Source organism: Cryobacterium sp. TMT2-10, assembly GCF_004403075.1.
GTDB classification, from domain to species: Bacteria; Actinomycetota; Actinomycetes; order Actinomycetales; family Microbacteriaceae; genus Cryobacterium; species Cryobacterium shii.
Genome location: NZ_SOGW01000113.1, coordinates 25890 through 35928, shown reverse-complemented (window position 1 = coordinate 35928; position 10039 = coordinate 25890). Strand labels below are relative to the sequence as shown.

Below are 10039 nucleotides of genomic sequence, written 5' to 3'. Positions count from 1 at the left end.
CCGCAGAGTCCGGGCGTTGTACTTCAGCTTCGACGCGGTCAGCGTGCCCGCCGATTTCAACACGGCCGCTTCGAATTTCACCCGCCCTTCCGCGGGCACAGACCAGGCCTGATTGACCACCACCTGCGCGTGCCGGTAGCTGATCTCGCCCGCCGCCAGCGCCGCCCGGGTCGCCGGGAGTTCCTGGGCCAGGGCCCGGCTCTCGGCGACCAGGTTCTCCGCGGTGCGCTGCGGCACCCGGATCGTGCAGGCCAGCTCGCTCGAGAACTCCCGTTCGGCGACCTCACGTGCGTCCCACCGGGCCCCCGGCACCCGGGCATTGTGGTGGGCGATGGCCTGCCCGAATCGGCGGGCCGCCTCGACCCGTTCGGCCCGCCGGGCGAAGGCTGCGGCGATGTCCCGTTCTGCCTCGGCAATGGCGTCGAAATGGAGGCCCATGGCCTCTCGCTCTTCGAACACTGACGGCTTCATGAGGAACACGCTAGAGGCACCCACCGACACTGCACCGGCAGCCGTGCACACTGTGGATAACCTGATCAAACAGGCATTGTGGAGGAACCGGGCAGGTGGGCCGACCGCGTCTCGTGGGCGAGCCACAGGGTCAGGGGCGCGGAGCATCCGTCTGCCCAGCGAAACCAACCGCGACCCTCGGGTTCCACCGCCGTTCCCCCTTCACCTGGTGCTGAAAGACCCCACTGGATGCGGCAGCCCGTTCGACGCCCGGGGGCGGCCCTATGCTCGATCGAATGGTTGGTGTTCTGGTCGGATTCTCCATCATCGGGTTCGTGATCCTGGTGGGCTACCTGATCGAGCGTGCCGGGATCGCCGGGCCGGGCGGCGGCCGGGTGCTCAACCGGGTGGCGTTCTTCGTGGCGTCGCCGGCGCTGCTGTTCACGGTGCTGTCCCACGCGGATGCCCGGGTGCTGTTCTCAACGTTCCTCCTGACCACGCTGTGCAGCATCGCGGTCGGCGCGGGCCTGTACCTCCTGATCGCCCGGGTCTTCTTCCGCACCCCGGTCGCCGAGACCGTGCTCGGCGCGGCCTCGTCGAGCTACGTCAACGCCAACAACATCGGCCTGCCGGTGGCCCTGTACGTGCTCGGCAGCGCCCGGTACGTGGCCCCGGTGCTGCTGCTCCAGCTGCTCGTGCTCGCCCCGCTCATTCTGGGAATCCTCGACGTCTCGACCCGGGGACGACTGTCGCTGGCCGGAATCGTCACCCAGCCGCTGCGCAATCCGATCATCCTCGCGTCCGCGGCCGGGGTGCTGGTGGCCATCTCGGGAATCACCGTGCCGGCCGCGGTGATGGCCCCGCTCGAGTTGCTCGGCGGGGCCGCGATCCCGATGGTGCTCCTGGCGTTCGGCATGTCGCTGCACGGGGAACGGCTGCTCAAGGCTGGTTCCGGGCGCGGCCGGGTCGCCGCGGCATCCGTGATCAAGGTCGCCGTGATGCCAGTCATCGCGTACCTGTTCGGCCGATTCGTGTTCGACCTGGGCGCCCCGGAACTGTTCGCGGCGGTGACCATCGCGGCGCTGCCGACCGCGCAGAACATCTTCAATTTCGCCGCCCGGTACGACCGCGGCGTCGTGGTGACCCGCGACACCGTGCTCGTCACCACCCTGGCCTCGGTGCCGGCGCTGCTGGTGATCGCGGCGCGGCTGGCGCCGACCGCGTAGGGCGCGAGGTAGGGCGCGAGGTTGGGCGCGGGGTGGCACGGGGACGTCGCCCGATCCCGTTCACGCGGGGCGCTGGCGCCCGATCACGGCTTTGACCAGAAGCGGCAGGACGGATGCGACGACGATTCCGATCAGGATGAGATCGATGTAGCGGGCGGCGAAATCCGCCACCCCCGGGATGTGCGCCAGCCCGAAGCCGAGGAGCACGACAGCGCTCGACCACACGGCGGCGCCGACGAGGTTGAACATCGTGAACAGACGCCGCGGCATCGTGCCGACGCCCGCGGCGACGGGAGCGAACGTGCGAACGACGGGCACGAATCGGGCGACCGTCACTGCCGCGGGGCCGAACCGGTCGAAGAAGCCCTGGGTTCTCTTCACGCTCTTCCTGCTGAAGAGGCCGGACTCGCGCCGATCGAAAATCCGGGGGCCGGACCTCCGCCCGATCACATAGCCGAGTTGATCGCCGAGCGCGGCCGACAGGGCGATGGCAGGGACGACGATCCAGAGCGGCTGGCTGATCACGCCGCTGAGAGCGAGCACGCCGGTGAAGAACAGGAGAGTGTCGCCGGGGAGGAAGAAGCCGACGAGCAGCCCGGTTTCCGCAAAGACGATGGCGCAGACGACCGCCAGCCCCCAGACTCCGGCGCCGGAGATCACCGCCTGCGGATCGAGCAGCCCGGAGGCGGGCACTGCCGCGAGAATAATGCTTCCCATATTCGCTGTCCCGTCCTGATCGATCAGGCCGCGACCGCGGCGACGGAATCGGCCCGTCTGGACCGCACGGTCAGAACGAGCACCAGCGTCACAATCACGGCCAGGAACAGAGCGCTCGTTCCCGTCGTACCGAGTGCGAGTCCACCGTCGGCGGTGGGCTGGGACAGCAGGTCGCCCATCGACGCTCCGAGCGGGCGGGTCAGGATGTAGGCGATCCAGAATGCGAGCACGGCGCCCCGGCGGAAGAAGAAGTACGCGACCGCGACGAGGGCGATCGCCGCGGCGAAGACGAGGAGGGCGACGAGGAAACCGAGGTTCAGGCTTTCTGCCACGAGGTCGCCCGCCGCGGTGCCCAGTGCGAAGGTGAACAGCACAGCCAGCCAGTAGAACGTCTCCCGCCGCGTTGTGAAGATGGAGTGGATCGAGAGGGTCTTCTCCGACACGAACCAGACCGTGAACGTCGCCGCCAGGGCGATGGCGAAGACCACGGTGGTGATCCCCAACGGCACGCCGAGACTGTCGGTGAGATTGTCGGTGATGAGTGTGCCCACGACGCTGATCAGGACCACCGACAGCCAGTAGACGGCCGGGATGTACCGGCGAAGCTGGAACTGTGCCAACAAGGCCGCGACGAGCAGCACGGCCATGACGATCGACGTGATGCCGAGGCCCAGGCCGAGGTCCACGTTCAGGAAGTCTGCCGCCGTTTCACCCACCGTGGTGGCGAGAACCTTGATCACCCAGAAGACGAGGGTCACCTCCGGAACCTTGTTCAGAATGCGCCGAGACGGTGACGGGGTGCGGATCAGGGATGAAGTCATCTCACCAGCGAACCGCGCGCGGTCTAAGACTTTCCACAGAGGTAGGGATTCTGCACTGGAGCAGGTGAGAATCAGGGAGTGCGCGCCCGGGGCACAGTGAACGAGATCGCCGTGCCCTCAGCGGAGCCGTCAGCGACCGTGACGGAACCGCCGTAGCGAACCGCGATTTCGCGCACGAGGGACAGGCCGATGCCGAAGCCGGTGCGGGTGACACCCACTTCGTCGGCGGCCGATTCGGAGTGGGCGAAGCGATCGAAAATGCGGTTCGGTTCGATTCCCTGGATGCCCGGACCGCGGTCCCGCACCGTGACCGATACGGTCTTCTTCGTCACGGCCACCTGCACGGAGACGACGGAGCCCGTCGGCGCGAACCGCAGGGCGTTGTCCAGCATCGCGACGACGCACCGGGTGATGGCGGATGCCGGCACCCGGGCGGTCGCGGCATCCGGGGCGTCCAGCTTCACCGTGACCTGTTTCTCCGCCCCGATCAGCGCCATCGACTCCACGGCGACCCCGACCGCGGCGTTCACGTCGACGACGCTGTCCTCGGTCGGCGCCGAACCGCCGATCTCCGCCGATTCGAGCAGGTCGTTGACGATCCCGATCAGCCTCTTTGCGTCGCTCCGCAGCTCGGCGACGACAGCCGAGGAGGGGCCGTCCGCGGGAAGCGCCCGCTGCAGGATCTGCAGGCGGGCATCCAGCACGGCGATGGGCGTGCGCAGTTCGTGGCTTGCGTCGGCGACGAAGGCCCGCTGGATGCGCAGGGCGTCCCCGAGGGGTTGCACCGCCCGCCGTGCGACCGCCCAGCTCATCACGCCGGCCAGGATGATCAGGGCGACGCCGAGCACCGCGGCCGCGCGCAGGAGCCCGACCGCACCGACCTTCAGATTGTCGGGGTCGGGCACCGGTTCGACGAGCTCGGCGACGGATATCTCCGACAGGATGTAGACGACAACGGCCAGGATCACGACGACGACGACGGCCGTGCACGCGATCGCGATCTGGGTGCCGATGATGCGTGAGGCACGACGAATCGCGAGCGTGTCGCTGTCGACGATCGGTCGCCCCGCGCGGGTCACGGCTGGCCCAGGCGGTAGCCCCGACCGCGCACGGTCAGGACGATGTCGGTGTCGGTCTTGCGCCTGAGGTAGTGCACGTAGGTGTCGACGGTGCCGGCGGTGTCCCCGGCGCTGAAGACGGAATTCAGGATCTGCTGGCGGGAGAACGTGCGTTGCGGGGCCTCGGCCAGGAGTCTGAGGAGCTGGTTCTCCTTCTCCGTCAGCAGGACGCGCCCGTCGTAGGGGGAGTAGATCGTCCGGCTGTCCGGGTAGTACTCCCATCCGCCGACCGACAGGGTTCGCCCCTCTCCGGTGAACACCCGACGGATGGCCCGCAGCCGGGCGAGCAGCTCGTCGAACTCGAACGGCTTGACGAGGTAGTCGTTCGCGCCCATGTCGAGCCCGTCGACCTTGTCGCGGGTGGTGCCCAGCGCCGTGAGGAGGAGGATCGGGGTCGTGACCAGTTTGCGCCGGAGCGCGTCGACGACGCCCAATCCGTCCAGCGACGGAAGTCGCCGGTCGATGACCATCACGTCGAACTCACGGGCCAGGCCTGCGGCGAGCCCCTCCGCACCGTCGGTGGCCAGGGTGACGTCGTAGGTTTCCGCCAGCACCTGCTGGATCATCGGGCCCAGCCGGGGGTCGTCCTCGATCAGGAGCAGCCGGGCACGAGGGGTGCTCTCAGCTGGCATCAGGGGCTCCTCACCTCTCCGGGTACCGCGTCGGCGGCGGGTCGACGTTCGCTCCAGTGTGGCACCGGGAGCATCGACCAGAGCGCATTGGCGACTGTGACACCGGCGGTCGCGTACACGATCGACGCGGCCACGTCAGTCGGGTAGTGCACCCCCAGGTACACCCGGGAGCAGGCCACCGAGAGCACCACGACCGTTCCCGCCCCGGCGAGCACCGGGCGCCACCGCCGTCCGCGGGCGACGACGAGCAAACCCAGGAGGAGGCACGCGGCGAAACTCGTGTGACCGCTCGGGAAGCTGAGACCGCCCGGTTCGAGCACCAGGACATGGGCGAGGGAAGGGATGTCGGGGCGTGGACGCTGCACGAGCAGCTTGACCACCTCGGTGCCCAGCCACGGGACCATCACGATCGCCATGAACCGGATGGCCGTCCGGGGCTGCCGGGTGACCAGCAGGAGGGTGACGCCGCCGAGCAGCACGAGCATGACGGCGACGGGAGGGCCGAACAGCCAGTCGATGGTGAGCGCGAACTCGTCGAGTGCCGGTGTGTGTGCCAGATTCACCCGGCGCAGCACGCCCATTTCCACGGATGTCCACCCGGTCGCCGACTTCAGGGCCGACCCGGTGGCAATGACCAGGACGACGACCACGGCAGCCGGGATCGCACTGCTCGGGAGACGGTTTGACGAGCGGATCTCAGAGGCCATCTCCCCAGAATCGCGCTCACCGGCACAGGGCGCTCTAAGAAACGGCCGCCGGCCGCCGGCCTCCGGCCGCCGGCCGCCGGCCTCCGGGCTACGGGCGCCGGGTGCGAATGGCGGGCCGTCGGAGCAGCCAGGGCCGCAGCATCCGGGTGATTTGGGGCATCACCAGGAAGGTCATGGTCGGCGCCATCACGAGTGTGGTCACGACGAGTTTGGGCAGCATGGCCACGTCGTGCCAGCCGGGGATGAGCCAGGTCGCGACCAGGGTGAAGGCCAGGTTGGTGGGCAGGAAGCCCAGCCCGATGCTCACCGCCTGCTTCCACCGCGGCACCTGGAACGACGGCGTGGCACCGGCGTCGTCATCGTCGGAGAGCGGCGCGTCGAACCAGCCCTCGATTCCGGTGCGTTTCACCACCCGGGCGTCGAGGATGAGGTCGTGGCCGTCGATCAGCCAGTGCGCCCGCTCCTCTGAGCCTTCCCAGGCATCCAGCAGGTCGGAGTTCGCGAACCGGTAGAGCATGTGCCAGCTCAGGAATCGGCGCTGGCGGGCACCCAGCCCGAGCCGAGGAACCCCGGGAAACTGCTCGCCAGGTCCATGCCGTGTTGCGCCCAGTGGGTGGCGTCCTGGATTCGGGTCGGCTCGACGCGGCGGGTGACGGACACGGTGACGGATGACGCGGCCCGCGCTTGTGGCGCTCCGGCTGCGTTCCCCGGGGGCACGGAAGACATGGTTCAAGTATTGCCGGTGGAACGGCGTCAGAAGATCATCGGGCGGTTGTCGTCTTCGCCCTCCAGCTGCAGGTCGACGGCCACGGGCACGTGGTCGCTCGGCGCGTCGCCCTTGCGCTCATTGCGGTGGATGCTCGCGCCCGTCACGAGGTCGGCGAACGCCGGGGAACCCAGGATGAAGTCGATCCGCATCCCCTCGTTGCGCGGGAACCTCAGCTGCTTGTAGTCCCAGAACGTGAATCCCTCGGGAATCAGCGGGCGCACCACGTCGTGCAGGCCCTCCGCCTCGAACGCGTGGAACGCGGCCCGCTCCGGTTCGGAGATGTGGGTGGACTGGCCGGGGACGAAGCTGGGGTCGCCCATGTCCGTGTCGAAGGGGGCGACGTTCCAGTCGCCCATCAGCGCCAGGGCCAGCTGCGGGTTGCGGCTCAGCTCGTCGCGGGCGTGGGCGCGGAGCCGTTCCAGCCAGTCCAGCTTGTAGGCGAGGTGCGGGTCGCCGATGGCGCGGCCGTTCGGCACGTACACGCTCCACAGGCGCATGCCTTCCACGGTGACGCCGAGCGCGCGGGCCTCGAGCGGCAGGCCGGGGCCCTCTTCCCCCTTGAGGAAGCCGGGCATGTCGGGGAAGGCGGTGGCGACATCCGTCATCTCGTGGCGGCTGGCGAACGCGACGCCGTTCCACTGGCTGATGCCGTGGATGGCCAGGTCGTAGCCGGCGTCCTCGAACGCCTGCGCCGGGAACTGCTCCGGCTTGCACTTGATCTCCTGCATGGCGAGCACGTCGATGTCTTCGCGCACCATCCAGTCGACGACGCGGCCGGAGCGGGCTCGGATGGAATTCACGTTCCAGGTGGCAATGCGCATGCCGCCCAGCCTATTTGACGGATGCCGCGTGACGGCTGCCCGCCCTCCCACAGTGCCCGGGCACTGTGGGAGGGGCTCCGGCCCGGCTCCCGGATGGGGAGTCTGGGCGGGGGACCGGCATTCTCGGAGCCGGGAATGACAGGATTGAGGCCTACGACGACAAGGTAGGGCGGATCCATGACGGAATTGCAGATCGGCTACGCGGCGATGCTGGAGCAGTTCGCCCCGGCCGAGGCGGTGGCCCTCTCCGCCTACGCCGAGGAGCACGGGTTCAGCGGCGTGATGGCGGCCGACCACTTCCAGCCGTGGGTGCCCGCGCAGGGCGAGTCATCCTTCGTCTGGAGCGTGCTCGCGGCCATCGGTGAGCGCACGACGGGCGACCTCGGCCCCGGCGTCACCGCGCCCACGTTCCGCTGGCATCCGGCCATGGTCGCCCAGGCCTCCGCGACGCTCGCCTCGATGTACCCTGGCCGCCACTGGCTCGGCCTCGGCTCGGGCGAGGCGCTCAACGAGCACATCGTCGGCCAGTACTGGCCGGAAGCGCCCGAGCGCATCAACCGCATGTTCGAGGCCATCGAAATCATCTCGAAGCTGTTCACCGCCTCCATCGCCGGCAAGGACGTCAAGCACTCCGGCCAGTTCTACAAGCTCGAGTCGACCCGGCTCTGGACCATGCCGGAGGTGGCCCCGGAGATCCTGATCGCCACGGCCGGGCCGGTCACCGCCAAGCGCGCCGGACGCCACGCCGACGGCCTGATCACGGTCGGCGCCCCACTGGAGAAGATCTCGATGCTGTTCGGCAAGTTCGACGACGGCGCCCGGGACGCCGGCAAGGACCCGTCGACCATGCCCAAGGTGCTGCAGCTGCACATGAGCTGGGCCGAGACCGACGAAGAGGCGATGCGCAACGCCCTGGTCGAGTGGCCGAACGGCGGGATGAAGTTTCCGAAGGGGGACATCCGTTCACCGTTCGAATTCGAGCAGATCGCCAAGCTCGTGCGCCCCGAAGACTTCGAGGGCCGCATGATCATCTCCGCCGACCCCGACGACCACCGCGCGTACATCCAGAAGTTCGTGGATCTCGGCTTCGACCGCATCTACCTGCACAACGTGGGCCGCAACCAGCGTCAGTGGATCGACGTGTTCGGCCGCGACGTGCTGCCGAAACTCAAGCGCTGACGGTGAGCGAGCCTGAGCTGCGGGTATTCGCCCTCGAGGGCATCGGCGAGATCGCGGCGGGCGCCGACCTGGCCGCACTGATCGCGGGCGCGGGCGCCGGCCGACTGCGGCACGGCGACATCCTCGCGGTGACGAGCAAGATCGTGTCCAAGGCCGAGGGCCGGCAGGTCGCGGCCGCCGACCGCGAGCAGGCGATCACGGCTGAGACGGTGCGCGTGGTCGCGACCCGCGCCCACCCGGGCGGGGTCACCCGCATCGTCGAGAACCGGCAGGGGCTGATCATGGCCGCGGCCGGCGTCGACGCGAGCAACACCCCCGACGGCACCGTGCTGCTGCTGCCGGTCGACCCGGACGCCTCCGCCCGCTCGCTCTGCGCGGCCCTCCGCGCGAGCACCGGGCTGCGCCTCGGCGTGATCGTCACGGACACGGCCGGCCGCCCCTGGCGTGAAGGCCAGACCGACATCGCGATCGGCGCCGCCGGGGTCGCGGTGCTCGACGACCTGCGGGGCACGGATGACGCCTCCGGCCGCCGCCTCGACGTCACCGTCGCCGCCGTGGCCGACGAGATCGCCGGGGCGGCCGACCTGGTCAAGGGCAAGACCAGCGGCAACCCCGTGGCCGTGGTGCGCGGGCTCGGGCGTCTCGTGGCGGAGGACGCCGTGGACGGCGGGGCCGGGGCCTCCGGTGCGTCGCGCGCTCCCGGTGCGTTCCTGTTGCAGCGACCGAGCGCGAACGACATGTTCCGGTTGGGGACCGCGGAGGCGCACGCCGAGGGCTTTACGGAGGGCTACGCGGCCGGGCTGGCCGCGGCTGCCGCAGCGTCTGCCGGTGCCGGCGCCGCTGCCGGAGCGGCCGCGGGCGACGCGGCATCCGTCACCGAATGAGCTGGGTGGCCGTCGTCCCGGTCAAGGGCAACCCCGGAGCCAAGACCCGGCTGGGGGCGCGGCCCGATCGGGCCCGGCTGGCCGATGCCTTCGCCCTCGACACCGTCGGAGCGCTGCTGGCGGCGCCCGGCATCGACCGGGTCATCGTGGTGACCGGCGACGGCGAACTCGCCGGCCGCCTGGCCGCCCTCGGGGCCGATATCGTGCGCGAGTCCCGGCACGATCCTGTTCCCCCGGAACGGGCCGCCGCACCAACGGATCCGCTGAACACCGCGATCCGCCAGGGGCTGGCCGTCGTGCGTGCCGAGTTCCCGCACGCGAACGTGGCCGTGCTGACCGGCGACCTGCCTGCGCTGACCCCGGCCGAGGTCGAGCGTGCGCTCACCCTCGCGGCCGCGCAGGAGCGCTCGATGGTGCCCGACGCAGCCGGAACCGGCACCACGACCCTGCTCGCGCGGGCCGGCACACCGATCGAACCACGCTTCGGGGTCGGGTCGAGGGCCGCCCACGAAGCCGCCGGCCACATCCCTCTCGAGCTGCCGGCATCCGCGGGAATCCGCCGGGACGTCGACACCACGGCCGACCTGCTCGCGGTGGCGCGCCTCGGGCTCGGTCCGCACACCAGCCCGCTCGTCGACGGCGCCCGCGGACCGGGCCGGTGACGGCACAAAGAATGCCGCCACCTGCATAGCCAGGCGACGGCATCCCACCGAAG

General features: G+C 69.8%; 13 protein-coding genes. 4 read left to right on the top strand and 9 right to left on the bottom strand.

Annotated features, from left to right (window positions below; translation table 11 throughout):
* On the bottom strand, positions 1-471 hold a 471-nt coding region (locus E3T37_RS14430; protein WP_166787191.1), incomplete at its 3' end, for a DUF222 domain-containing protein.
* 275 nt (positions 472-746) lie between these two features.
* Here E3T37_RS14430 and E3T37_RS14425 point away from each other — a divergent pair.
* Positions 747-1676, top strand: coding sequence for an AEC family transporter (locus tag E3T37_RS14425; RefSeq protein ID WP_134367963.1), 930 nt, complete (start codon positions 747-749; stop codon positions 1674-1676).
* A 60-nt stretch (positions 1677-1736) separates the two neighbouring features.
* Here E3T37_RS14425 and E3T37_RS14420 read toward each other — a convergent pair whose 3' ends face one another.
* The 8 genes from E3T37_RS14420 to E3T37_RS14390 form a co-directional block, all read right to left on the bottom strand.
* Positions 1737-2393, bottom strand: coding sequence for a DedA family protein (locus tag E3T37_RS14420; RefSeq protein ID WP_134367962.1), 657 nt, complete (start codon positions 2391-2393; stop codon positions 1737-1739).
* A gap of 23 nt (positions 2394-2416) precedes the next feature.
* Positions 2417-3214 (bottom strand): hypothetical protein, encoded by a 798-nt coding sequence (locus E3T37_RS14415; protein ID WP_134367961.1) that lies wholly within the window; start codon positions 3212-3214, stop codon positions 2417-2419.
* 71 nt (positions 3215-3285) lie between these two features.
* The gene (locus E3T37_RS14410; protein ID WP_134367960.1) at positions 3286-4293 is read right to left on the bottom strand and encodes a sensor histidine kinase KdpD; all 1008 of its coding nucleotides are present in this window, start codon (positions 4291-4293) and stop codon (positions 3286-3288) included.
* The gene (locus E3T37_RS14405) at positions 4290-4964 is read right to left on the bottom strand and encodes a response regulator transcription factor (RefSeq protein WP_134367959.1); all 675 of its coding nucleotides are present in this window, start codon (positions 4962-4964) and stop codon (positions 4290-4292) included. Before E3T37_RS14405 ends, E3T37_RS14410 begins: the two co-directional genes overlap by 4 nt.
* Positions 4964-5671 carry a phosphatase PAP2 family protein gene (locus E3T37_RS14400; protein ID WP_134367958.1) on the bottom strand — a complete coding sequence of 236 codons (708 nt, stop codon included), beginning with the start codon at positions 5669-5671 and terminating at the stop codon, positions 4964-4966. Before E3T37_RS14400 ends, E3T37_RS14405 begins: the two co-directional genes overlap by 1 nt.
* Before the next feature lie 88 nt (positions 5672-5759).
* Positions 5760-6188, bottom strand: a complete 429-nt coding sequence (locus E3T37_RS14395) for an antibiotic biosynthesis monooxygenase (RefSeq protein ID WP_241976200.1) — start codon at positions 6186-6188, stop codon at positions 5760-5762.
* Between the two features lie 8 nt (positions 6189-6196).
* Positions 6197-6397: a hypothetical protein gene (locus E3T37_RS17440; protein ID WP_241976198.1), complete on the bottom strand. Its 201-nt coding sequence runs from the start codon at positions 6395-6397 to the stop codon at positions 6197-6199.
* A gap of 27 nt (positions 6398-6424) precedes the next feature.
* On the bottom strand, positions 6425-7261 hold the full coding sequence (locus E3T37_RS14390) for an exodeoxyribonuclease III (RefSeq protein ID WP_134367957.1): 837 nt from the start codon (positions 7259-7261) through the stop codon (positions 6425-6427).
* Between the two features lie 177 nt (positions 7262-7438).
* Here E3T37_RS14390 and E3T37_RS14385 point away from each other — a divergent pair, with 177 nt between their 5' ends.
* Genes E3T37_RS14385 through cofC form a run of 3 tightly spaced genes read left to right on the top strand, consistent with a single transcriptional unit; the run spans position 7439 to position 9986 of the window.
* A complete protein-coding gene (locus E3T37_RS14385) occupies positions 7439-8440 on the top strand; it encodes a TIGR03557 family F420-dependent LLM class oxidoreductase (RefSeq protein ID WP_134367956.1) in 1002 nt (333 codons plus the stop codon).
* 2 nt (positions 8441-8442) lie between these two features.
* Positions 8443-9324 carry a coenzyme F420-0:L-glutamate ligase gene (gene cofE, locus E3T37_RS14380; protein ID WP_134367955.1) on the top strand — a complete coding sequence of 294 codons (882 nt, stop codon included), beginning with the start codon at positions 8443-8445 and terminating at the stop codon, positions 9322-9324.
* Positions 9321-9986, top strand: coding sequence for a 2-phospho-L-lactate guanylyltransferase (cofC, locus tag E3T37_RS14375; RefSeq protein ID WP_134367954.1), 666 nt, complete (start codon positions 9321-9323; stop codon positions 9984-9986). The genes cofE and cofC overlap by 4 nt, the downstream gene beginning before the upstream one ends.
* Positions 9987-10039 lie beyond the last annotated feature (53 nt).